Genomic DNA, 24,328 nt, shown 5'->3' on the forward strand with positions numbered 1-24,328 from the left:
CTTTTGCACGATGCTAATGGCCGATCCAATCATCATCATCGTTCATCGGATAAAATCCAAGCAATGCCAAAAGGATGACAGAGGCAATGATCACGTACCCGATCCACTTGGGGCGAATGTAGTTCGCCATCATGATCGCGAACCATCCAAACAAATGGTCCACGTCGTTGCCCCCTTCTATAAGTAATACGTCTTTTACAGTTTTTGGTTTCAGGAGAAACGAAGGTCTGTTTACCGGCGGCAGGATGATCGGGTCAAACGCGGGAGAATGCTGAAAAAAAGGGTTGGAAAGGGGAAATCAAAAGGGGGATCGGATGAACCGGCCCCCTTTTTGTCAATTGCCATTCCCGACTGCTCTGGATGGAGGAGAAAAGACCGGTGCCAGCCGCGAAGGATGCAGCTTGTTGCTGAGGCCAAAGAACTCGCAAAAATTCATGATGAGAGGGTTCCACTTCTCGGGATCGATGTAGTCTTTTTCGCCGGCCATGAGAAGCTGCTCATCGAGATGGACGCGGACGATCGTAACTTCAATCGCTTTCAGCGTGCTGGGCTGGCCGAAGTCATGCACCTGCTCTACCACGGCCTCCAGCTGGACCGGGCACTCGGCGGCACGTGGCGGTTTGACCAGGTCGGAGGCTTGCGGGGTGAGCCCTGCGGCACCGAATTTGTCCGGTTCAAAGCGATAGCCGACCTGAGCTTTTTTCTCTGGCACAGGATTTCGGCCGGTGAGCAGCGCCAGACGGTCCACTGCGCCGACCAGCTCGGAAGAAGGAAGATTCAAAACGCATTCCCGCTCCCGTATCAGGTTTGCCACGGTTTGCGATGAGCCGCCCATTCCGAGCATGCACGACTGATTCAGCCACCATGCGGAAGACATCGGGGCGAGATTGGGTGTGCGATCCTCATTCAAGGTGCTGATGAGTACGACCGGCGTACCAAAGTACAATATTTTCGGCTCCACTACTTTGTGCATATTCGTTGCTCCCTCCACTCGAAAATGAAGCGACAAGGCTTCGATGTCTCTTGTTTGAGACCTATCCCTGATTATAAGCAGCGGCGGGTTCGAAATTTTGCGCTTTCATTCAGTAGAAGGGAGCTGGAGCATCCAGGTGCGAAATCAAAGAAGAGAGCGGCAACGTTCACATGCCCGAAGTCGCCCGACGTCCCGGGGAGGAAGAAGCGAGTTTGGTGTGGCAAGAAGGCGATCAGGTCATGGGCAGATCAGGAGAGAGCCTGCGGGAAACAGCTTTGCGCTCTTTTTCGCGACGAGGTTTGCCGATAGGCTCCCTCGGTGAAGAGAATTCCTCATACTCCAGCAGGTTCAGGAGCAAATGGCCGCCAAAGTCCGTAAACGAAATTTTCCCCGATTGAGAATGGTTCAAGTGAGCAACCTCCATTCGCTTTTTTCCCAGTATCCCCCGCTTGGGTACGGCTCAAACAGGGAGGGGCTTCGCGAGGATGGAGAGCATGGCCACTATTGCCCGCTGCAGGCCGATTAGCTGCGGTGGCGGGATTCTTCTTGAAGCTGATCGAGCTTGTCTATGATGAGATGAGAAGCGATAAGGCTCAAGAAAAAAGCCAGGACAGGCTCATCCGTTTCTAACCATGACGTCAGGATGAAACACAATAGAATGGACAATCCGAATGTTCCAACGAAATATCCTGTGATTCGATTTGGCACAAAAGCTCAACTCCTTCGCACGTATGTAACATCTCGCAGGCGCAGCCTGAAGAGGGGGAACGATCCGACGGGACGAGAATGCGTCCCGGATCAAAAGATGCCTGCCCCAGCCGATCACGCAAAAGAGCCCGGCGGACACCAGGCACAGCACATCGATGCGAAACGCGGAAGGCTCGCCCAGATCCTTCCGCTGGTTCACCATCCTGGAAAACGGCAAAGATTTCGAATAAGGTCCACATGGATACCCGATCCTTTCCTTGGATCCGACTGTTACCGTTGCCGCTTAACTGGCCCAGTGGGGCGGGCGTGCAAGCGATGGCGGCAGCTTCGTATGGTCGTCACCCTTGGCCGCGTTGATCTGAAACTGGGTGAGGAAAATGCTGCCGGTAAGATCGGCACCACTGATGTCGGCATCGCGGAAGTCCGCTCCGATCAGGTCGGCGGCGCGCAGGTCTGCCCCGCGAAGATCGGCTGCGATGAGGTAGGCACCTCGCAGGTTTGCGCCTCGCAAATCCGCTCCCTTGAGCTTGGCGCCGATGAGGTCCGCTCCCCGGCCGTACGCTTTTTTCGGCCGTTTGCCGCCCTTCAGGTTGGCGAGCGCATCAGCACGAACAAGCTCGCTTGTCCGCAGCAGCAAGGTATTTACTTGGGCACGGTGTGCGGCGACGTCGACTTCGAGAAGCTGGTCGGCGGAGAGGAGAGTGAGACGCTCCGTCTCGTTCAGCGCGTCCTGCAGTTCGCCATGGATGGAGCGCGACTGCGGCAGAGCGATCGCTTCGGTCAAATACCAGAGTAGCTCATGTAGCTGGCGCATGATAGGGAAAACTTCGAACATTTGCTTCGCGGTTTCCGGATATTGGCGCCAGTCGCGTCCTTCGTAGGTGACTTGGGCCACTTTCTGTCCTGCCCCGAAGCATTCGTAAACGGTGCAGCCGCGAAAGCCGATTTGCCGGAGCTTTCCGTGGACCCCGCAGCGAAAGTCGGATTGCATATGTGAACAGGGCGTGCCGGCGTCTTTGTCGACGGCGAAATCTTCCGAAGCGGCAAAGGGAAGGGCTGCACAGCACAAGCCGAAGCATTTTTCGCAGTCGTCTTGCAGATGCAGGCGCATCCTTTCGGGGATGGTGGCATGATCGGTACGATTCTGAGACATGGCTGTCCTCCTGAACACCTTTCTTCTATATCCAAAAAAGTACCTTCTATCATAGTATCGAATTCGCTTCGCGTCAAACGATGCAGACCCGCGATTTGCAAGGTGCGCAGCCCAAGGCGATGGCAGGGGAGCGGGCCTCCAGAAAGCACTCATTTGGGAGCCCGAGCCCACGTCCATGAAAAAAAGGACAGCCGTATGGCATGTCCTACGTGTGGGAAGTCTCTACATACCTGCCGTAATCCGGAACGGCCACCTGGTCGAAATCCCGGGCGAGCGTCGTCAGCCCCGCCGAGAGCGTTTCGCCTGAAAGAGGAGGGCCGTGCCCTGTCACAGCTGCGGTTGGCCTCAAAGCGGCGAGCTTGCGGACGGATTCTCCGGCTGCCTCCCAATCGGTCGTGAAATAACGGGGAGGCCCGCTCACTTCTTCGATTTGCGCCATGACCTTAAACAAGGAATCTTGCCTGACGGTAATAAACGCGTCTCCTGCGATCAGCGCACGATCTTCCTCTCTGAAAAAGGAGACGTGTCCGGGGGAGTGGCCGGGAGTGTGAAGCCATCGCCAGCCGTGCAGTCCCGGGATGCTTCCGTCAGCGGGCAGCTTTTGCAAATGCTTCCGGATGTCGATGGCTTTGTTGGGAAAGACGGGAGAAAGCTTGGCGACTAGGCCGCCTTCGACGGTGGAATCCCCCTCGGGATAATCGGTCTGGCCTGTCAGATAGGGAAATTCCAGCTCGTGGGCGAATACCGGGACTCTCCAGCGCTCCGCCAATTCCGCGACAGCTCCGACATGGTCAAAGTGCCCGTGCGTAAGGAGAATTGCCGCTGGCGGCTGGCCGCCGAATTTCGCTTCTGCGGCCGCGAGAATGTCGTCAGCAGATTTTGGCATGCCTGTGTCGACGAGGAACCATCCTGCTTGTCCTTCCGCTTGGCTGATGAAAGCGATGTTGACGATCTGGATGCAATGGCAGTCCAGATTTGGCGCGACGTTTTGCCAGAGGCCGCTCGCCACTGAAGTGACGGGGAGAAAGGGATGTGCCATAGGAACACCTCACCGGGATTGATTTCTCTCGTTACTGTTTACCTAGTGGAGAGGAAATATGTTTTTTCATCCCGTTTACATTCCGTTTACAGAAATCCGCTATGATTCACCTATTGACACATTCAGCTGAGCCGTTTATATTTTTGACTGACACGAAAGTCAATGTAAAAACGGCATGGAGGGAAGGGATTGTGCCTCGCACGAAAGAGCAAAACGAAGAGATTCGGCTTCGTCGAAAAGAGGAAATCATGAAAGGCGCCCTGAGCGTTTACGTGGAAAAAGGGTACGCTGCGGCCGAAATCGTGGATGTCGCGGAGCGGGCAGGGATAGGAAAAGGACTGGTGTACTATTACTACAAAGACAAGCGGTCCCTGTTTCGCGACCTGTTTCTGCACATGTTTCACTTGTCCAATCTGCACACCCGCCAGCAATTTTCCCGGGAAGGCACGGCGGTAGAGCTGTGCGAAAACTTTGCATCTGTCCAGTTTCACAACCTGTTTGAAAACTCGGCGCACGTGCTTTTTTTCTTCCGGATGCGCTTCGATCTGCAGGAGCTGTTTTCACAAGAGGAAATGCTCCAACACGTTTGGCGTCACAACAATCTGCAGATCGTTATTGAGACGCTTCGCAAGGGGATGGAAGAAGGACAAATCCGGCCGATGTCACCTGAGCTGCTCACGGAGCAATACTGGGGAGCGATCATGCACGCCATGGGCTTCCTGAAGCGGAAGAAGGATGCTTTGCTGAAGCAGGGCAAAAGCCTGGAAGAGGCCGAGCAGCTGCTGCAAAGCGAAATCAGGGACGCGGCGCGTACGTGCGCCGCAATGATCCGCGCGAACGCGCGATAGCTTAATTCATACCGGAGGGTGGTACTTTTGGTAAAACTCATGCGGTTCTTGCGGCCTTACCGGTATATGGTCGTGATGACCATGGTATTTGTGCTGCTTCAATCCATCGCGAATTTGTATCTGCCGACATTGATGTCCGACATCGTAAACGAAGGCATCGTCAAAGAAAACACCGGCTACATCTGGAAAATCGGCGGGTTGATGCTGCTGGTATCGGCAGTGGGAGCGGTTTTGTCCGTGGCAGCCAGCTACTTGTCTTCGCGAGCAGCTTCCGGCTTCGGGAAGATGCTTCGCAGCAGTGTGTTCACCCATATTGAAAGATTCTCGCTTCAGGAATTCGACAAACTGGGGACAGCTTCGCTCATCACGCGAACGACGAATGACATCACCCAGGTCCAGCAAGTGCTGAACATGATGCTGAGGATGATGGTCATGGCGCCGATGATGTGTATCGGCGGAATCGTCATGGCGCTGTCGAAGGACGCTCATTTGTCTCTCGTCATAATCGTAGCGGTTCCGATCCTCGCATTGGCGATCTTCGGGATCGGTTCCAAAGGAATTCCTTATTTCAAAGCGATGCAAACGAAGATCGACAAGCTGAATCTGGTGCTTCGCGAGTATTTGACAGGCATCCGCGTGGTCCGCGCCTTCAACCGGACCGAGCATGAACAGGAACGTTTCAACCGTGCGAATGAAGATGTCACTGCGACGGCGATCAAAGCCAACCAGATCATGGCCGGGATGATGCCCGTCATGATGCTGATGATGAACGTGACCCAAATCGCCATCATTTGGTTCGGGGGCCTGCGCATCAGCACCGGGCATATGCAGGTCGGCGATTTGATGGCGTTTCTGCAATATGCGATGCAGATTCTTTTCTCGCTCATGATGGCGTCGATGATGTTCAGCATGGTGCCGAGGGCATCAGCCTCCGCGATGCGCATCCATGAAGTGCTCGCAACCGATCCGGTCATTCACGATAGCGAAAAAGCGGGGACCAAAGAAAGCAGCGAGCGAGGCCAAGTCACATTTGACAAGGTGACCTTCCGCTATCCGGGTGCGGAAAAGCCTGCGCTGTCGTCGATCTCCTTTACTGCCAAGCCGGGCCAGGTCACTGCCATCATCGGCGGCACGGGCTCCGGCAAGTCGACGCTGGTGAGCCTGATCCCGCGTTTCTATGACGTCGAGAGCGGCAGCATCCGCATCGGAAATACGGATGTGCGGGACATGTCCCAAAGCGCGCTCCGCTCCAGAATCGGATTCGTCCCGCAAAAGGCGTTGCTCTTTACGGGGACGATCGCAGACAACATTCGTTACGGAAAAGAAGATGCGACGGATGAGGAAGTCGTTCATGCGGCTCAGGTCGCACAGGCGGCCGAGTTCATCGCCGACATGAAAGACGGAGTCCACACCGTCCTCGCCCAAGGAGGCTCGAATCTGTCGGGGGGACAAAAACAACGCTTGTCCATCGCACGGGCGCTGGTCCGGAAGCCGGATGTGTACGTGTTCGACGACAGTTTTTCCGCGCTGGATTTCAAGACAGACGCAAAGCTGCGTGCGGCCTTGAAAAATGAAACCGAGAACGCGACGGTGATCATCGTGGCCCAGCGGGTAAATACCGTCATGGACGCAGACCAGATCATTGTACTGGAAGAGGGCGAAATCGCGGGAACCGGCACGCACCGCGAGCTGCTGGAAACCTGCGCAGTGTACAGGGAGATAGTCAAATCCCAGCTGACAGAGGAGGAGATCGCATGAGTGAAGAACAACGGCGCACACCTCCCGGACCCCCAGGGGCAGGGCCAGGTGGGCAGAGGCCAATGGGATTTGGCGGAGGACCGGGAATGCTGACCATGCCTGGCCAAAAAGCCAAAAACTTCAAGGGAACGCTGCGGCGCTTGCTCGGCTATCTGAAGCCGTATCGGGTGAAGCTGTCGGTCGTCTTCCTGACGGCGGCGCTCAGCACATTGTTTAGCATCCTGAGTCCCAAGCTGCTCGGAAATGCGACGACGACCATTTTCGAAGGCTTCATGGGGAAACTGAAGGGAGTGCCGGGGGCCACGTTCGATTTTTCCGCCGTCTGGCAGATCGTCCTGACTTTGATCGGGCTCTATCTGTTCTCGTCGCTGTTTGCCTACGTGCAGCAGTACCTCATGGCGGGAGTCGCGCAGAAGATCGTCTACACCTTGCGCAAAGAAGTGAATGAAAAGCTGGCGAGGCTGCCGCTTAGATACTTCGACGGGCGCACGCACGGGGAAGTCATGAGCCGGGTGGTCAATGACGTCGATACCATTAGCGGTACGCTGCAGCAAAGTTTGACGCAGATGATTACTTCCGTCATTACACTGATCGGCGTCATCGTGATGATGCTCACGATCAGTCCGCTCATGACGCTCATCGTGCTGGTGACGATTCCGCTCAGCTTTGTCGTCATCAAGCAAGTCGCGTTGCGTTCCATGCCGCATTTCAAAGGACAGCAGCAGGCGCTTGGAGCTTTGAACGGACACGTCGAAGAGATGTACACGGGGCACAAGATCGTAAAAGCGTTCGGCCGCGAGCAGAGCGCGATTGAGAAGTTCGATTCCATCAACGAGAAGCTGTACGAATCCGGCTGGAAGGCCCAGTTCATCGCCGGCGTCATGATGCCGCTCATGATGCTCGTCGGAAACATCGGCTTCGTGCTCGTCAGCGTGGTGGGAGGAATCCTGGTGACCCGCGGCAGTATTTCCATCGGGGACGTTCAGGCGTTTATCCAGTACGCCCAGCAGTTCTCCCAGCCGATCACGCAGACGGCCAACATCGCGAACATCATTCAATCGACACTGGTTTCTGCCGAGCGCATCTTTGAGATCCTCGACGAGCGGGAGGAAGCGGAAGAGGCGGTTTCGCAGACGGCTTCCACCGGCTATCAAGGGCATGTGCGGTTTGAGAATGTGTCGTTTGGCTACAAAGAAGGCGAGCCGCTCATTCAACACATGAACATCGATGTGACTCCCGGCATGACGGTAGCGATCGTGGGTCCGACCGGGGCCGGAAAAACGACCCTTGTCAATCTGCTCATGCGCTTCTACGAGATCGGAGAGGGCAGAATCACGATCGACGGCAGGGACATCCGCAGCATGCCACGCAGCGAACTGCGCAGCCAGTTCGGGATGGTCCTGCAGGATACGTGGTTGTTCAACGGGACGGTCCTGGAAAACATCGCCTATGGCCGCGCAGGAGCGAGCGAGGAAGAGATCATTCAGGCGGCACGGGCCGCGCATGCGGACCATTTCGTGCGTACGCTGCCGGATGGCTATGAGACGGTATTGAATGAAGAGGCTTCGAACATTTCGCAGGGACAAAAGCAGCTACTGACGATTGCGAGAGCGTTTCTGGCCGATCCGGCTATTTTGATTCTCGACGAGGCGACGAGCAGTGTCGACACCCGCACCGAGCTGTTGATCCAAAAAGCGATGAGCGGCCTGATGCAAGGCCGAACGAGCTTTGTCATCGCGCACCGGCTCTCCACGATCCGGGACGCTGATCTGATCCTCGTCATGAATCACGGAACCGTCATTGAGCAGGGCAATCACGAAGAGCTGCTGGCAAAAGGCGGCTTCTACGCCGATTTGTACAACAGCCAGTTTTCCCAGGGCAGTGCAACTCAGCAAGTGAGCTGACGGGAACGGGGCGTGGATGGGCAGGACATCGCCTGGGGATGGGGCCAAATCACGCTTTTCAACAAAAGACAGCCGAACCAGCAAGAAGGCCCTCGCGAATCGTGCGAGGGCCTGTTTGTTTCGGGAATTATTTGGTATCAGTGCTTTCGGTCGAGCTCGCCTCGGACTCCTTGTCCGCGTCCGAGCTGTCGTCTTTCCGGGAATCATCCGCTTTGGCTTCATCCTGCTCCTGCAAGTCGTCGATGATGACGATTTTTCCTTCCTCTTGCCAATCCACGTTGGCATTCAGCTGCTCACTGATAAAGCGGAGAGGCAGGAAGACACGGCCGTTTTTCAGGACAGGCGCGATATCGAGTGCGATCGTTTTGCCATCGACGGTCGCTTCTTTTTTGTCCACGTACAGCGTAATGGACTGCTCTCCACGAGTGATGAGCACCGTGCGTTTTTCCGCATCCCATTTCACATCTGCCTTAAGAGCGGAGCTGATGGCTCGTACAGGCACCAATGCTCGTCCGCCTTGCACGAACGGAGCCACATCCGACTGGACCAACTCGCCATCCACGAAGGCTTTGACGTCCTTTTCGCCTGCCGATTCAAGCAGTTCGCCCAATTTCTTGAAAGGGGTATGGTCGCCTTTTTGGTACGTGCGGGAAAGGAGCTCCAGCTGCACTTCCAAAGCCCCGTGCTTGTCCGCTTTCTTTTCCAGATCAGCAACGAGCTGCTCGTATTTCTCTTTTTGCTCCGCAGTCACCTCGGAGGCATGCTTCAGTTCCTGGCGAAGCTCGATCAGTTGTTTTTTCAAAGCGACGTCTTTGATCGAAGATGGATTGGCATCTTCCGGATCCGCTGTCGAGCTGTCAGAGGATTCCGCCGTTTCATCATTCGTGTTTGCCTTTGCTTCTGCTTTCACTTCAGCCTTTCCGTTGCTGTTGCCTTGTCCGTTCCCTTTGTTGTCGGCATTTGCCGCCAGCGCTACGGAGATGCTGCTCGTCAGCAAGATCGCTGCCAATGTGGAAGATACCAGTTTTTTCATGTTCGTGTCCTCTCCTTCTAGATGCTATGTATGCCGTCTTGGCAAGTACCTGACGGAGGCGGAGAGGAAAAAGTTGCAACGGGAGGACACTTTTGCAAAAAAGCACTTCCCGTTTTTTTCCTGTGCTACAATGAGGATTTCAGGGGCGATTCGGAACTGTCCGCGTCAACGGGAGACTCCATCTGCCTTACAGTGCAATTCGCAAGATCCCGACTACAAGGGCGATTGCGCCAAACACTCTTCCAAAGGTAATGGCGGCCTCGGATGGCTGAGCATCCTTGATTTTCCACCCCTCCAGCAAAAACCACATCACTCCCGGAGCCAGGATGGATAACACTCCATATACGATCAGCAGGATTCCTAGCAGCATACAGCGATCACCTCCGCGGGCTTACTTGCAATTTTTTTACTTCGATTCTCCTACGTATTGGAAATAATTAGGTTTCATCGGGGAAGGAAGGAGCGATAGCCGGTCGGAAAAAAGCATGCAAAACAAGCGATCCAAAACCGGGATCGTTTTTTTATTCGTAACGTGTGACAAATCGTGTCCCGAAGGATCTAACCCAATAGGAAGACAATGACAGGAGGTGACGAGGCTAGTGAGCGAGATTTTGCTGCAAGTGACGAGAGAAGCGCAGCTGGAGCTGCTGATGAAGCAATACGGGAGAAAAATCGTTCATTTCGTCTACCTTCTCACCAAGGACAGAAGCATGGCGGAGGATGTCACGCAGGAAGCGTTTATCAAGGTGTACCAGCACCTGCATACGTTTCGCGGCGAGAGCCAAATCCAGACGTGGCTGTACAAAATCGCCCTGAACGAAGCGAAAAAGCAGCTGCGCAGATGGTCGTTTCGCCACCTGTTTTACACGCCACGCGTGGCCGAACTCAAGGACGAGCAGGAAAGCCATTCCCCACGTCTGCTGGAAACGATCGAGAAGTCGGAGCTGGCGGACATGATCATGCAGCTTCCTTTTGCGTATCGGCAGGTCATCGCTTTGCACTACTACCAGGATCTGACCATTCAGGAAGTGGGACACATTCTCGGGGTGTCCGAAGGGGCTGCGAGGAACAAGCTGTATCGGGCTCGCAACCGGTTAAAGGAGATTCTGCAAAAGGAGGGGTATGCTTGGGAGTAGAAGAGCAGTTGAAGAAGTTTGTCTATTCTCCGGATGATGCTCGCTGGACGAATCTGGATTTGAACGAGGAGATGGAACAGACGATCTGGACCAGCATTCGAGAGCGGCGGGAAGCCAGGAATCGAAAGCTCAGGCAGAGCCTCGTAGCTGCGTGTTGTCTCTTGCTCGCCTTCGTCACGATCAAGCTGACCGGACTGTGGGCGGAACCGAGCACCGCGGTATTGCCGGCCGCCTACGGCTCAATTTTTGCGGCAGTCGGAGATCAGCGCTTTCAAGACATTGCAAAAAAAGGCTTGACGAGCAAAGTGGATCTGCAGAAGACCGACATGGGTGTGGCTGTGACGATCTCCGAGGTGTATTACGACCGGGGCATGCTGGCTTTCAGCTACGCCGTGCAATTCCCGGAGGAAAAGGATCGAGGCCTGACCATGAAAGAAAGGACTCCGGAATTCGAGGTCAAAATCAACGGCCAAAATAAGAGACTGCAGTGGGATGACGGCTTCAACGACCAATGGAATGCGAAAGTGGTAAAAGAAATCCAGCCCCGCCTGTACGCCGGGATTGTCACACTGCGACCCATGGACGAGTTGCCGGACGAATTTACGCTGGAGTTGGACATTCCCCGCGTTGGGATCATCGGCAGCAGCGGCAAATGGAAGTATGCTATCCCCGTGAAGCTGCAAGATCAGGTAAAGCGTGAGCTGCGGACGCTGCGGCCGAATCAGGTAATCGACTGGTACGGCAACGAAGTCACGATCAAGGAGATCCGAATGATGCCGTCGATGCTCCAGGTGGAAGTCTACCAGCATCTTAATCCGAATCGAAAGGTAGAGGGAATCACCGGCCAGCTAGCCGACGGGAAACGTCTGCAAGGAGGCGTTCGCTACATCCAGTCGTACGATTACAAGACGTCTGACTTGACACTGATCTTCCCGCCAGTCCATCAAATGGCGGACAGCATTCGCTTGACTCTCTGGATCGACGAACCGGATGTGCCAGGAGAGCGAAAGAAAAAATCCTATGAGGTAAAGGATGTCCCGTTTCGATTGTCCGACATGAACAAGCAGGTCGAAATTACCGATTTCGCACAAAGAGGGGGCGAGGCGAAGATCTACTACAAGACGAAAGATACAGATGGTATCCCGCGTACGTTGACGCTGGAAGACACGTCGGGCGAGGAGTATTTTGTACTTGCAACTGAAGGCTACCAAAAGTCGGGAGACGCCTACAAGATTGCGCTGATTTTCCCTGTCCCCACAGGCAGAACCATTCAAAGGCTCAATGAGTACTATTACGACACGAAGCAGGGAGAGAGGATCGATAGCGGAGAGAATCGAAAAAAAGAGATTTCGATCCCCCTGCAGTAATCCCGGGAGAAACTAGCGATCGGAATCCATTATTGGCCTTTCGACTCATAGGGATTCTCCGGCTTCATCATGTATGATGGTGATATGGTACCATTTGGCAGGGGAAACAGGTCGAATGGAGGAGAATGAGAGATAAAGGAGTCGCATTATGGGGAAAAAAGGCAAGATCGCGATCATCGTGATCGCTCTCGTCGTTCTGGCGGGAGCGGGTTTCGGTCTCAGCAAGCTCTTCGGCGGAGTATCGTTTGCGGAAGGGTATCTGTACGAAGAGGAGAATCGGATGATTTACGCCAAGGTGACGGCAGAGCAGGACAAGGAGAAGGTAGAGGTCATCGATACATACGTGGAGACGGAGGACAGCGTTCCCATCCTGAAAACAGCGTCCTACGTCTACACGGGGAAACTAGAAGGGGACAAGCTCGTTCTCGTCCCTGCACAACAGCCAGGTGCACCCGTAAACGCTACGGTCAGCCGGGACGAGCTGGCTTTCCAGGGGCCCTTGCAAGCGGGGAAACAAGTACCTCCGGCTCTGTCGGCAAACAGCAGCGCCTACTACCAGAAGCAGCTCGAAGCGATGACGACGCGGATCAACGAACTGGCTGAAGTGAAGAAAAAAGAGGTGGCCGAGAAACGGGCCAAGGAAGAAGCGCGTGTCCAGTTTGCCAAGAAAGTCGAAAAGACGGACAGGCTGGTGCTCGACCTCGAGGAAAACGCCAAATACTTGACAGACGTACAGTTTGCAGATGAAGCCTCGATGTTTACGGAACATGCGTCCGAGCTGGCGGCGTTGCTGGATGAAGTCAAGCTGTACGGAGAGCAGCCAAGCGTGCAAGAGACCGAGTACGCCGTCATGAAAGAGACGGTCGGGGCCATGAAGGTGCTCGTCGACGGCATCCAGTCGATGGAGAAAAGCGTGAAGGACAAAAAACAGCGCATGACGGACATCATGAAGGTCATGGAAACCGACCTGGCGGATTCGCAAGCGACCTGGGAGGAAATCAAGGCGGATGCACCCAAGAGCGAGGAGCGGCAAAAAGCGTTGGACGCCGCCGTCAAGACTGCGAAGGAATCCATGGAGCAAGCGAAACAGCGGATGGCGGCGATTGACAAGCAGCAGACGGCTGCAGTGCAAACGGCCGCAAAGCTGTATGGAGAGGCCAATGCGCTTTTGACCAAGGCTAAGGGAAACTAAAGCAGGAAGCCCTCTTTCAAACGGTGCGCCGGGAGAAAGAGGGTTTTTGCGTGAGTCGGGAAATACTTCATGAAAACGCGCCTTGACTTTCGCATGAACAACCTACCTCTTAATCGCGGTCGCCCTTCATTGAATTTACATCGATACAGGGTTTTCTTACGGAATCAAGAGGGAAATACTTCATGAAAACACGACTTGATTACGCATGAACAACCTACCTCTTAATCGCGGTCGCCCTTCATTGAATTTACATCGATACAGGGTTTTCTTACGGAATCAAGAGGGAAATACTTCATGAAAACGCGCCTTGACTTTCGCATGAACAACCTACCTCTTAATCGCGGTCGCCCTTCATTGAATTTACATCGATACAGGGTTTTCATATGGACTTACTTGTATTATCCTGAAAACAGAAGAAACAGTCCTACCCAGAACGCGTCACTCCAGGAGGTTCCGCGAATGAACGTCTACCAAAATATAACCGAATTGATCGGAAATACCCCTCTCGTCCGCCTCAACCGGATGGTGCCGGCGGGAGCGGCGGAGGTCTACGTGAAGCTGGAAAAGCTGAATCCATCCGGCAGCGTGAAGGACCGGGCCGCCTTCAACTTGATCCGTACAGCGGAGCAGTCGGGCCTGATTCGGCCGGGCGATACGATCATCGAGCCAACCAGCGGAAATACAGGGATCGGACTCGCGATGAACGCTGCAGCAAAAGGCTATCGGGCGATTCTCGTCATGCCGGACAATATGTCCAAAGAGCGGATCAACCTGTTGAAGGCGTACGGAGCAGATGTCGTGCTGACACCAAGCGAGCTGCGGATGCCGGGGGCCATCGCCAAGGCGGAGGAGCTGCAAAAGGAAATCCCGCGCAGCTTCATTCCCCAGCAATTTGAAAACAAAGCCAATCCCGATATTCACCGCGTGACGACTGCGAAGGAAATTTTCCAGCAGATGGATGGACGTTTGGATGCATTCGTGGCAACAGCGGGTACCGGGGGAACGATTACCGGTACGGGTGAAGCCTTGCGCGAGAAGCTCCCTGACCTGTACATCGCGGTCGTCGAACCAAAAGGATCTCCCGTCCTCTCGGGAGGCAAGCCGGGACCGCACAAGCTGGTAGGCACCAGCCCGGGCTTCGTCCCCAAAATCCTCAATACGGGCATCTATGATGAAATCATGCAAATCGCCGATGAAGACGCGTTGCAGAGCATGCGCGATCTGGCGGCCAAAGAAGGGATTCTCGTAGGTCCGTCCTCGGGAGCGTCCGTCTTTGCCGCCATTGCGGTAGCGAAACGACTGGGCGAGGGCAAGCGGGTCGTCTGCATAGCGCCGGATACGGGCGAACGCTACCTGAGCATGAATTTCTTCTAAAAAAACCCACATGAAAAAACGGGCAGGAGCCAACAGCTCCTCTGCCCGTTTCTTTTTTAGTTCGTGACAGCCGCTTCCTGGTGGCGCTCCTGATAGGCAAGGAGCGCCCCGATGAACAGCTGGCCGGTTTGCAGCATGGAACGCTCATCCACATCGAACTTCGGATGGTGGTGCGGGAAGGTCGCCTGTAGGTCCGGGTTGCGTCCGCCGACCATGAAGAAGGTCGCAGGGCGCTCCTGGGCAAAGTAGGCGAAGTCTTCGCCGCCCATGCCCGGCGGCATCAAGATGACCGATTCTTCGCCGAACAGCTTTTTCGCTTCTGCCCTGACGTGCGATGTTTCGGCCGGATCGTTCCACGTAGCCGGATAGCCGCGCTGGTATTTTATCTCGCAGCGAGCCCCGACTGCCTGGCAGTTGGCTTCGACGATGCGGATGAGTGACGCTTCGACGGCGTCTCGTACCTGTTCATCGTAAGTACGGACCGTGCCTTTGAGGCGCACCTGGTCCGGGATGACGTTGAACGCTTCGCCTCCGCCGACGAACGAGCAGACGGACAGTACCACCTGCTTCAGTGGATCGACCTGACGGCTGGCGACCTGCTGCAAATTCATGACGATCTGGCTGCCCAGCACGATCGGGTCGATGGAGGTATGCGGGTAGGCACCGTGTCCGCCTCTTCCGTACAGGACGATCTCAAAGCTGTCGGCGGCTGCCGTCACGTGCCCGTCGCCAATCCCGATCTGTCCGACAGGCAGATCGGAGGCCACATGGGCACCGTACACCACATCGACCCCTTCGAGGCAGCCCGCTTCCACCATCGCTTTCGCCCCGCCGGGAGGCAGCTCCTCCGCAAACTGGTGCAGGAACACGACGTTGCCGGGCAGCTCGTCTCTCACCTCGCTAAGGACTTGAGCCACTCCGAGGAGTCCCGCCGTGTGGATGTCGTGGCCGCAGGCGTGCATCACTCCGGGGATGCGGGATTTGTATTCGACATCTTTCTCATCCTGAATGGGCAAGGCATCGAAGTCGGCCCGCAACGCGACGGTTTTGCCGGGCTTGCCGCCGCGCAATATGCCTACGACGCCCATGCCCCCAACGCCGGTTTGCACTTCGATTCCCAGCGAAGCCAGCTTGTCAGCCACTTTTTTCGCAGTGTTTTCCTCTTGAAAGGAAAGCTCCGGGTACATATGCAAGTCTCGTCTGAACGTGACCAGTTCGGGATAAATCTCCTGCAATCGGGCAAAAAGCTTTTCGCGCACAGGGCTCACTCCTTTTGACGGATCGGGATTTATGTAACCAATTCAACCCATTATAAAAATATTCAGAAATAATTCGCAATCCCTATTTTCCGTGTGCCATTGCAAACGCATGAAAAAAACGGCGCAGAGCAAGCAATCGTTGTTGTCGGAATAGGCAGAAATGCAAGCATTGCAAGGTGGATGGCGAAAGGAATGGTTTGCTTGCCATCGCGTTCCCATGCATTGGCAGTGGCGAGCGGGCAAACAGTCACGTTGATCGCCGACGGACCGACGAGCTGGGTGCGCTGGAACAGGTGTTGGCAAAAACAGACGCAGTGATGGCAGCAACGGATTTTCCCAGAGGTAGACATTTCCAAAAGAGATCGACTAGAATAGAAATATGTCGACTTCTGTCAGAAAGGCAATGGTTGGAGAACAATGGTTACATGCGTACAGAAAAAACATCGGGTTATCGTCATTTTGCTTGTTTCCGGTTTGCTGATTTTCGTGATGACGTGCATCAGTATCGCCGCATCCTATTACAATACGATTCAATCGGTCCGCCTTTCCGTTGCTAACCAGAGCATGAAGGCGGCTTCTTTTGTGGCCAGTCAAGTAGACATGGAGTCATACCGCATGTTTTTGGAGCGACCGGATGTCAATAGCGAGCCGTACCGGCGGGTCGCCCATCAATTAGAGATGGCGCGGGCACAGTTCGGAGCGCTCTACCTCTACATTGCCAAGATCGATCCGGACCTGCAAGGAGGAAAAGTCATGATCTCCGCAGTTCCCCCGGAAATGAATCGCCCCATTCAAATCGGCGAGCCTTGTTTCATCGATAAGGAGCAAATCAGGCTGATTAACAGCGGGAAGACTTACTATTCCGATCTGATTTCCGATCCGGTATACGGGGAGTACATGTCTGCCGGAGCCCCGTTGCGTGGTGAAGACGGAAGAATCATCGGAATTGTCGGTCTCGACACAGAGCTGGCAAACGTCAATCGCATCGGCAGCGAGGTCGTCAGGGGCAGTCTGCCTATGTTTATTTTTCAGGGGTTGTTCGTCGCGGTTCTCGTCTTTGTCATTCTCGGGCTGCAGCGCTGGTATCAGCGGGAACTGAAAGCGGCGGTCGGCGATGCCGAGCAGACGTACCAGGACGAGCTCAGGTCTGTCATTTCTTCCATCCGTTCCATCCGTCATGACTTCGTCAACCACATGCAGGTACTGTACGGGTTGATCGAATGCCGCTACTTTGACAAAGCCCGCGATTACGTCCAGTCGCTGCTTGCGGAAACCAAGCTGCTGGATATTACGGTCCGCATCTCCAACCCCGCCTTGATGGTCTTGTTTCACACCAAGTGGGAGCAGGCCAAGTCCCGTCATGTCGTGATGCAGTTTGCAGAATCTCCGGATTCGTTTGAGCAGATTCCGTCGGTGGACTTGATCAAGATTTTGTCCAACCTGATCGACAACGCGCTGGATGCCGCCGCTGCAAGCGAAGGGGACAGGTGGATTCGCGTAGAGTGCCGGCAAGAAGGCAGCACGTACTTGTTCGAGGTCGAAAATAGCGGGAAGGAAATTGCTCCAGAGCAGATGGACAAGCTGTTCGAGTACGGGTTTTCAACCAAACCGGCGACGGAGGAGACGGCTCGAGGGGCAGGTCTGTGCATCGTCCAGGCCGTCGTCAAGAAGCACAAGGGCACCATCCAGGTACAGTCTGAGGAAGGGCGCACATCGTTCACCGTTCGTTTGCCGGTCAGTTAGCCACTTGGTGTTCTCTCTGAATCTAGTTCAATCGAATAGTTGTTTCGCGCAAGCACGACCTGTTTCGACAAGGATAAGCTAGGTCTTTGGGAGGGGAATGCCTGAAAAGGTATCACGGGTTCCTTCCAAACCGATCGTCGAAGCAGGTCGTGTTCTTTAGTTGAAAAAAATTTGCCGACAAGGAAGCGTTTTTTTGTCGAAACAATTTTTTAAAAAATATTCACAATCGTGTCATAATTGGGATAAGCCGGAACTGGGGGTTCTTCATATTCCGGCAAGATCTCGAGATAGAGAAGAGGGTGAACGTGGTGAAGAAAGGCAAGAAGTTGGCATCCATTTTATTTACTTCCTCGCTGGTACTCAGCACCGCCATGGCTGTTCCCACTGCAGGATTGGCCAAATCCAAGGAAAAGCCGCCGCTGGAAGTGGATCTTTCCACCGTCAATATTGACCGGTTGATCGAAGGCTTGATCGACCAAGGAGAGATTGACGAAGATGCCGATCAGGAAGAAATCGATCGGGCGGTGGAAAAGTTTTTGCGAAACAAGAAAGTTCCCCACGGCATCGATGATTCCAGCTCCTTCGGGAAAAAAGTGAGCAAATCCCAAAATGCGGCATTGTCAAAAGCTGCAAACAAGGTATCCAAAATCAAGGATGACAACCAGCTGCGGGCATCCAGAAGGCTACATACGGACAATCTGGTCATTGCCCTGGTAGAATTCCCGGACCAGGAGCACAACCAGGTGGAGAAAAAGAGCGATTCGCTGTGGACGAAAGATTTCAATCCAGAGCATTACGAGAAAATGCTGTTCAACCGGGATGGCTACGAAACGCCGGAAGGAATCAGCATGACGACCATGGCGAAATACTATTACGAACAGTCCGGTTTTACCTGGACGGTCGATGGCGTCGTCACGCCGTGGCAAACCGCCGAGAAAGACAAGAAATATTACGGCGGCAACGACAAGGACGGCAACGACAGCAATCCTCGCGACCTGGTGTTGGAGACGCTGGAGTCCGTCGGGGAAGCTATCGCAGGACATGAAGATGAATACGACCAACGCGATCCGTACGATCTCGATGGCGATGGCGATCTCATGGAGCCGGATGGCATGCTGGACAACCTCATGCTCGTGCATGCGGGGATCGGCGAAGAGACTGGACGGGATGAAGACGCGATTTGGTCCCACCGCTGGACGCTGAAAAAACCGACAGAGATTCCGGGCACGAACTTGCTCGCGTACGACTATATGATTCAGCCGGAAGATGGTGCTCCCGGGGTATTCGCTCACGAATACGGCCACAACCTGGGGCTGCCGGATCTGTACGATACCTCGTATGGCGGACATGATTCGCCTGTAGGGGCATGGTCCTTGATGTCTTCGGGCAGCCACACGGGGAAAATATTCCAAACGCAGCCGACCGGATTCGACCCATGGTCCAAAATGATGCTCCAGCAAATGTACGGCGGAAGATGGATCGAGCCGCAAGTCATCGATTACCAGAACTTGAAAAAACGCAAGCAAAAGCTGGCTCTCATCGATGGCAGCAGCACTGAGAAACAGGGAAAAGTGATCAAGCTGAACATGCCGCAAGTCGAGAAAAAACCGCCGATTCAGCCGAAAGATGGGGACTATTCCTACTTCTCCGATGAAGGCGACAACCTGAACACCAAGATGGTCTCGAAAGTGATCGACCTGACGGGGGCAAGCTCTGCGTCGATGAGCTTTGACTCGTGGCGCGCGATCGAGACGGGGTACGACTACCTGTATGTCAATGTCATCGACGCGGATACGGGCGAAAAAACGCAAGTCAAGGAATACGACGATGTCACGAAGGACTGGGACAAGGAAGAAATCAGCCTGAACGATTTTGCAGGCAAGAAGATTCAGGTCGAGTTCAATTATGTAACCGACGGCGGGCTGGCGATGTCCGGATTCTATCTGGACAACTTCGAAGTGGAAGCAGACGGAGAAGTGATCTTCTCCGACGACGCGGAAGGTGAACAGCAGTTTGATCTGGACGGTTTCATCCACTTTGACGGCGAAGGCAAGATGTACGATGCGTACTACCTGGTCGAGCTCCGTTCGCATGAAGGCGTCGACGAAGGGCTGAAGTACTTCCGCCGCAGTGACACGTACTTTACGTACGATCCGGGTCTGGTGATCTGGTATTACGACGGCCGCTACGGCAAAACGCAAGACAACAACACCAGCCAGCACCCTGGCTACGGCATGCTCGGTGTCGTCGATGCCCATCAGGAGGTCCGTTACTGGAACAATGACGAGGACAACAAGGATGCCATTGCAGATTCCCGTTATCAGGTCAACGACGCCGCATTCAGTCCGGAAAGGACTTCCGGAATGAAACTGGACTACATCCTGGGAACGATGAATTACAAGCCGCTGAAAGGCGTGACTGTCTTCCGCGACAAGGACGATTACACGATGCCGGAAGTGCCGGAGATCGGCAAAGTGCTGCCGAAGATCGGGCTGCAAATCAAACTGCTGGACATTAACAAGAAATTTACCAATGCCGAGGTCGAGTTCTCGATCAAAAAATAAAGAGTACGAAAAAGACGTCTATGCAAATAGGCGTCTTTTTTGTTGCCGTCGCCTCGCAAACAAAAAAGAAATCTATCGTTCCGAGAGCAGTTCCAGGTTTTTCCGTAAAAAAGCGCTCCGCCGTTCGATGAATGAAAAGATAAAGGCAGGTTCATCATCGAAGATCGACAGTGTGTCCTTTTTGTATGGATCGTTGCTGAGGTGTGGACGCAGGGACGCGTGAAGATGGAGAATGAATGCTCGCCAATGGTCCACGGTGAACGTCTTCTCGAGAATCTGTTTCAGTATAGCTGCATATCGGCTGCGGAATGCAGGTACGGCCAGAATTCTGGCTGACAAGGAGTTGTGCCCGTCGATGGGCAAAGCAGCTGGATCCAGAGGTTTGCCGTTTATTGACCGTCCCCACGTGGCATCGTAGTCCCACGGTATGATGAGTGCTTGATGGTGACGCCAATACAAGGCGTAGTTGTGCAGGAAGCCATCGTGATTTTGCGTGCAGACCGCTCCGGCCAGCCAGCTCAAATAGTTTTCGACGTCCAGAATGCGGGAAATCTCTTTGGCAAATTGTTGCTGCGGAGTTGTGTTGATCTTGTATATCAGCTCGCGCAGAAGCCCGTCGTCTGTTTCCTTGCCGCATTTGCGAAGATAGCCTGCCTCCAGCTCCCCTTTCACCTCCTCGGTGCGGGGGTGCAGGAGGGAAAAGTTCGCCTGCGAATTGACCGCGTAATAAATGGGCCCCCATGGCAGGCCTCTGGATGTTAGGAAATGTTCGTCTACTGATTCAAGTTTGAGGTAGAGGCCGGCGCATTTCCCGTTGAGATAAAGGATGACGTGCTGGGCGCGGGGCGCCAGAGAGCCGATCTGGTCAAAAAAGCAAAAGGAGAGCTTGTTTCGGATCAGGGAAGGGTCCGCGTATTCGGCATTGAGGTGAAACTCACGAGAACCATCAAACGGTTGGGAAGAGGTAACGGTGATCTGATAGGACTTCTTGGGGAATTTTCTCGTGTGAGCGCCGCGATACGCAAGTTCTATTTGATAAGTCTCGCTGCCTACTAGAATGGTAGCAGGAACAGCAGGCTTGGAGCCGTTTTGCAGACTTGCAAGGTGAGGGCCATCGACTGAGAGAAAATAGGCGGGAATGTCGTGAACGTCAAGGCTAGGCATGTGAAGAAAAACACCTCTTTCATCCGATCTTCCTCTATATCTATGGATGCTTGATCAAGAGTGATACAAGGTTAGGTAACAGCTTGTTTTTTGGCAAGCCCGTAGCATGTCTTATTGTGTTTCATAACATGCAGTATCCAGAGAAAAAGGAGGAAGATCATGAAGCGTCTAAATCGTGAGCAATTGCGGGAAGTTTACGAACGATTGAGAAAGAACCCCGAGTTGCTAGACTATCTGAGACGAGGCTTAAGAAGTCAAAGCCAAAGCGGATCTGATATAACCACCAGCTACAGTTCCGGTGGCGAGTGGGATTCAGGAAGTGATTGTTATTGGGGAGACAAAGGCCCGACTGGCGACAAAGGTCCTACGGGTGACCGTGGTCCCCAAGGCCCGATGGGAGCCAGAGGTCCTCAAGGTCCTGAAGGTGAACAGGGGCCACGGGGACTTCAAGGTCCGATGGGTGAACAAGGACCGCAGGGTATTCAAGGTCCGGTAGGGGAGCAAGGTCCGGTTGGAGAACAAGGTCCGACGGGAGACAAAGGTCCGACGGGAGACAAAGGTCCGACTGGAGATAAAGGTCCGACTGGCGACCAAGGCCCGGAAGGCCCCCAAGGAGCAGTAGGTCCTCAAGGAGCAGTAGGTCCCCAAGGCCCGGTAGGTGAACAAGGTCCGACAGGTGACCAAGGCCCGGTGGGTCCTCAAGGAGCAGTAGGTCCCCAAGGTCCGAGAGGTGACCAAGGCCCGGTGGGTCCTCAAGGAGCAGTAGGTCCCCAAGGTCCGGTTGGTGAGCAAGGTTCGGCGGGTCCTCAAGGCCCGACAGGCGACCAAGGCCCGGTGGGTGAGCAAGGTCCGGCGGGTCCAGCAGGCCCTCAAGGTCCGACAGGCGACCAAGGCCCGGTGGGTGAGCAAGGTCCAGCGGGTCCCCAAGGTCCGACAGGTGACCAAGGCCAAGTAGGTCCTCAAGGTCCGGCAGGTGAGCAAGGTCCAGCGGGTCCCCAAGGCCCGGTGGGTGAGCAAGGTCCAGCGGGTCCCCAAGGCCCGGCAGGTGAGCAAGGCCCGGTGGGTCCCCAAGGCCCAGTAGGTGACCAAGGTCCGGCGGGTCCAGCAGGTCCTCAAGGTCCGGCGGGTGAGCAAGGTCCGGTGGGTCCCCAAGGTCCAGCAGGTGAGCAAGGCCCAACAGGTGACCAAGGCCCAGTAGGTCCTCAAGGTCCGGTCGGTGAGCAAGGTCCGGCGGGTCCTCAAGGCCCGACAGGCGACCAAGGCCCGGTGGGTCCTCAAGGAGCAATAGGTCCCCAAGGTCCAGTAGGTGAGCAAGGCCCAACAGGTCCTCAAGGCCCGACAGGCGACAAAGGTCCGACAGGAGACCCTGGTCCGTCCGGCGCCAGTTGTTTCGCTTACTATTTCAGCAACAACGCCCAACCATTGAATGTAAGTATCCAAAGTACCGTTGCATTCGAAGCCGCAAGTCCATCGAACGGGAACTGCGTGGTTCGGGACGGCACATCCACCGAATCTTTCCTGATTGCTGAAGCGGGAAGCTATCTGGTCACGTATGAGCTGAATGTAGAGTCGGGTGGTTCTGTGTTTGGGCTGTTTGTAAACGGCACGACCCTGGTCAGCGGCAGCAACTATGCACAAGCTAGCGAGGGATTGCTGTCCGGGCATGCCCTTCTGACTCTGCAGCAGAACGATGTCGTCTCCGTGAAGCTTTTGAATGGCACAGCCAATCTGGCCAACGTTGTGAACGGAAACGGGGTTGTCAGTGCATCCATCATCTTTGAAAAGATGGCCGCTTTGTAATGCGCTAGCCAACCTCGGCAGAGAATCAGCGTTCATTTAAAAAGGAAATGGAAGGCACACATCTCGCATGGGATGCGTGCCTTTTGTCCGTACCCGCTGCTAGTAAGCCGAGCAAACACATGAGGTGATCCACATGATTACGATCAGTTTGTGCATGATCATGAAAAACGAGGAAAAGACCCTTCCGAACTGTTTGGACTCCGTAAGGGATATCGTAGAGGAAATCATCATTGTCGACACGGGCTCGACAGATCGCTCGAAGGAAATCGCGAAAAGATACACGAACCACATCTATGATTTTGCCTGGACAGACGACTTCGGCGCAGCTCGCAACGCTTCCTTTCACTATGCGACGCAGGAGTACATCCTTTGGCTGGACGCCGATGATGTGCTGCTGGAAGAGGCTCGTCAAAAGCTGACACTGCTCAAGCAGACTCTCGATCCCTCTGTCGATGTCGTCTCGATGAAATATCATTACGCGTTTGACGAATATGGAAATGTCAGCTTGAGCTTTCGCCGCAACCGGCTGGTCAAGCGATCGAAAGGGTTTCGCTGGGTAGGAGCCGTACACGAATATCTGGACGTGGACTGTCCCTCTTTCCGCAGCGACATCGCCGTTACCCATAGACGAGTGCGATCGCATTCGGACCGAAACCTTCGGATCTATGAAAACCTGCTGAAAACGGGGGCAGACCTTTCCCCCCGCGACCGTTTTTACTACGCCAACGAGCTGAGGGACCACCGGCATTTTGAAAAGGCCATCGAGCAGTATCTCGCCTTTCTCCAGACAGAGGAAGGATGGATCGAAGACGTAATATCCGCGTGCGCCAACCTCGCTGACTGCTACCACCAAACAGGAGACCGGGCAAACGAACTGCGCTACACGCTCAAATCGTTTGAATACGATGTCCCTCGTGCCGAATTTTGCTGCAGGATCGGGTACGCCTTTATGCAGCGCCGCGAGTACCGGAAAGCCATTTTTTGGTACCGGCTGGCGACGGAATTGCCAAGGCCCCAAAACGATTCGGGGTTTTCCCGCGAGGCATGCTGGACTTGGCTTCCGCACGTTCAGCTGTGCGTCTGTTACGATCGGCTCGGCGAGTATCAAAAATCGCGCGAGCACCATGAAATCGCCCTTCGTTACCGACCTGACGACAAGGCCATTCTGGCGAATCAAGCCTTTTTCGACAGGGACGAAAGACGATAAAGCGGATTTTTCCGTGGGCAATCGGAAATCGGCGCATCTTTTCTCCGCCCGTTCACGAAAGGCGTTTCTTCCCACTCCATCATCGCGATCGGCTTTTGGAAGCGGA

The 24,328-nt window shown here is 54.5% G+C and carries 20 protein-coding genes and 2 pseudogenes; 12 read left to right on the forward strand and 10 right to left on the reverse strand.

Annotated elements, in window-relative coordinates:
* Positions 1-13: 13 nt before the first annotated feature.
* The 5 genes from RGB73_RS09855 to RGB73_RS09875 form a co-directional block, all read right to left on the reverse strand.
* Positions 14-163, reverse strand: a complete 150-nt coding sequence (locus RGB73_RS09855) for a hypothetical protein (RefSeq protein ID WP_310771402.1) — start codon at positions 161-163, stop codon at positions 14-16.
* A 171-nt stretch (positions 164-334) separates the two neighbouring features.
* Positions 335-973: a flavin reductase family protein gene (locus RGB73_RS09860; RefSeq protein WP_310771404.1), complete on the reverse strand. Its 639-nt coding sequence runs from the start codon at positions 971-973 to the stop codon at positions 335-337.
* A 232-nt stretch (positions 974-1,205) separates the two neighbouring features.
* Positions 1,206-1,382 carry a hypothetical protein gene (locus RGB73_RS09865; protein ID WP_310771406.1) on the reverse strand — a complete coding sequence of 59 codons (177 nt, stop codon included), beginning with the start codon at positions 1,380-1,382 and terminating at the stop codon, positions 1,206-1,208.
* 582 nt (positions 1,383-1,964) lie between these two features.
* Positions 1,965-2,834, reverse strand: a complete 870-nt coding sequence (locus RGB73_RS09870) for a pentapeptide repeat-containing protein (protein WP_310771408.1) — start codon at positions 2,832-2,834, stop codon at positions 1,965-1,967.
* A 205-nt stretch (positions 2,835-3,039) separates the two neighbouring features.
* On the reverse strand, positions 3,040-3,873 hold the full coding sequence (locus RGB73_RS09875; protein ID WP_310771410.1) for an MBL fold metallo-hydrolase: 834 nt from the start codon (positions 3,871-3,873) through the stop codon (positions 3,040-3,042).
* Between the two features lie 191 nt (positions 3,874-4,064).
* Here RGB73_RS09875 and RGB73_RS09880 point away from each other — a divergent pair, with 191 nt between their 5' ends.
* From RGB73_RS09880 to RGB73_RS09890, 3 genes are read left to right on the forward strand one after another with little or no spacing between them, the layout of a single operon-like run.
* The gene (locus tag RGB73_RS09880) at positions 4,065-4,721 is read left to right on the forward strand and encodes a TetR/AcrR family transcriptional regulator (protein WP_310771411.1); all 657 of its coding nucleotides are present in this window, start codon (positions 4,065-4,067) and stop codon (positions 4,719-4,721) included.
* A 27-nt stretch (positions 4,722-4,748) separates the two neighbouring features.
* The gene (locus RGB73_RS09885; protein ID WP_310771413.1) at positions 4,749-6,479 is read left to right on the forward strand and encodes an ABC transporter ATP-binding protein; all 1,731 of its coding nucleotides are present in this window, start codon (positions 4,749-4,751) and stop codon (positions 6,477-6,479) included.
* Entirely contained in the window at positions 6,476-8,383 is a 1,908-nt protein-coding gene (locus RGB73_RS09890; RefSeq protein ID WP_310771415.1) for an ABC transporter ATP-binding protein, read from the forward strand. Before RGB73_RS09885 ends, RGB73_RS09890 begins: the two co-directional genes overlap by 4 nt.
* A gap of 127 nt (positions 8,384-8,510) precedes the next feature.
* Here RGB73_RS09890 and RGB73_RS09895 read toward each other — a convergent pair whose 3' ends face one another.
* Both RGB73_RS09895 and RGB73_RS09900 read right to left on the reverse strand, forming a co-directional pair.
* Positions 8,511-9,416: a copper amine oxidase N-terminal domain-containing protein gene (locus tag RGB73_RS09895; RefSeq protein ID WP_310771417.1), complete on the reverse strand. Its 906-nt coding sequence runs from the start codon at positions 9,414-9,416 to the stop codon at positions 8,511-8,513.
* 187 nt (positions 9,417-9,603) lie between these two features.
* A complete protein-coding gene (locus tag RGB73_RS09900; protein WP_310771419.1) occupies positions 9,604-9,786 on the reverse strand; it encodes a DUF6199 family natural product biosynthesis protein in 183 nt (60 codons plus the stop codon).
* 229 nt (positions 9,787-10,015) lie between these two features.
* Here RGB73_RS09900 and RGB73_RS09905 point away from each other — a divergent pair, with 229 nt between their 5' ends.
* The 4 genes from RGB73_RS09905 (at position 10,016) to cysK (ending at position 14,485) form a co-directional block, all read left to right on the forward strand.
* Complete coding sequence (locus tag RGB73_RS09905) at positions 10,016-10,552, forward strand: sigma-70 family RNA polymerase sigma factor (RefSeq protein ID WP_310771421.1); 537 nt, start codon at positions 10,016-10,018, stop codon at positions 10,550-10,552.
* Positions 10,543-11,919, forward strand: coding sequence for a DUF4179 domain-containing protein (locus RGB73_RS09910; protein WP_310771423.1), 1,377 nt, complete (start codon positions 10,543-10,545; stop codon positions 11,917-11,919). The genes RGB73_RS09905 and RGB73_RS09910 overlap by 10 nt, the downstream gene beginning before the upstream one ends.
* 148 nt (positions 11,920-12,067) lie before the next feature.
* On the forward strand, positions 12,068-13,111 hold the full coding sequence (locus RGB73_RS09915; protein WP_310771425.1) for a hypothetical protein: 1,044 nt from the start codon (positions 12,068-12,070) through the stop codon (positions 13,109-13,111).
* Between the two features lie 459 nt (positions 13,112-13,570).
* Positions 13,571-14,485, forward strand: coding sequence for a cysteine synthase A (gene cysK / locus RGB73_RS09920; RefSeq protein ID WP_310771427.1), 915 nt, complete (start codon positions 13,571-13,573; stop codon positions 14,483-14,485).
* Between the two features lie 56 nt (positions 14,486-14,541).
* Here cysK and RGB73_RS09925 read toward each other — a convergent pair whose 3' ends face one another.
* The gene (locus tag RGB73_RS09925) at positions 14,542-15,744 is read right to left on the reverse strand and encodes a M20 metallopeptidase family protein (RefSeq protein ID WP_310771429.1); all 1,203 of its coding nucleotides are present in this window, start codon (positions 15,742-15,744) and stop codon (positions 14,542-14,544) included.
* A gap of 417 nt (positions 15,745-16,161) precedes the next feature.
* Between RGB73_RS09925 and RGB73_RS09930 the strand changes: the two genes are divergently transcribed.
* Together RGB73_RS09930 and RGB73_RS09935 are read left to right on the forward strand one after the other, a co-directional pair.
* Positions 16,162-17,487, forward strand: a complete 1,326-nt coding sequence (locus RGB73_RS09930; protein WP_310771431.1) for an ATP-binding protein — start codon at positions 16,162-16,164, stop codon at positions 17,485-17,487.
* A gap of 308 nt (positions 17,488-17,795) precedes the next feature.
* Positions 17,796-20,051 carry an immune inhibitor A domain-containing protein gene (locus RGB73_RS09935; protein WP_310771434.1) on the forward strand — a complete coding sequence of 752 codons (2,256 nt, stop codon included), beginning with the start codon at positions 17,796-17,798 and terminating at the stop codon, positions 20,049-20,051.
* Positions 20,052-20,123: 72 nt separating this feature from the next.
* Here the strand turns inward: RGB73_RS09935 and RGB73_RS09940 are convergent, their stop codons facing one another.
* Both RGB73_RS09940 and RGB73_RS30590 read right to left on the reverse strand, forming a co-directional pair.
* Positions 20,124-21,215: a CotH kinase family protein gene (locus RGB73_RS09940; protein WP_310771436.1), complete on the reverse strand. Its 1,092-nt coding sequence runs from the start codon at positions 21,213-21,215 to the stop codon at positions 20,124-20,126.
* A 980-nt stretch (positions 21,216-22,195) separates the two neighbouring features.
* Positions 22,196-22,417: pseudogene (locus tag RGB73_RS30590) on the reverse strand (hypothetical protein); the annotation flags it as partial.
* On the opposite strand from RGB73_RS30590, the pseudogene RGB73_RS30595 reads away from it, so the two are divergent.
* From RGB73_RS30595 to RGB73_RS09955, 3 genes and pseudogenes are all read left to right on the forward strand, one after another.
* A pseudogene (locus RGB73_RS30595) lies at positions 22,356-22,595 on the forward strand (exosporium glycoprotein BclB-related protein); the annotation flags it as partial. The pseudogenes RGB73_RS30590 and RGB73_RS30595 overlap by 62 nt on opposite strands.
* 105 nt (positions 22,596-22,700) lie before the next feature.
* A complete protein-coding gene (locus tag RGB73_RS09950; protein ID WP_310771438.1) occupies positions 22,701-23,015 on the forward strand; it encodes a C1q-like domain-containing protein in 315 nt (104 codons plus the stop codon).
* Positions 23,016-23,148: 133 nt separating this feature from the next.
* Positions 23,149-24,222, forward strand: coding sequence for a tetratricopeptide repeat-containing glycosyltransferase family 2 protein (locus RGB73_RS09955; RefSeq protein ID WP_310771440.1), 1,074 nt, complete (start codon positions 23,149-23,151; stop codon positions 24,220-24,222).
* The last annotated feature ends 106 nt before the right edge of the window (positions 24,223-24,328 follow it).

The sequence above is a fragment of the Brevibacillus brevis genome, assembly GCF_031583145.1.
Classification (GTDB): Bacteria; Bacillota; Bacilli; order Brevibacillales; family Brevibacillaceae; genus Brevibacillus; species Brevibacillus brevis_E.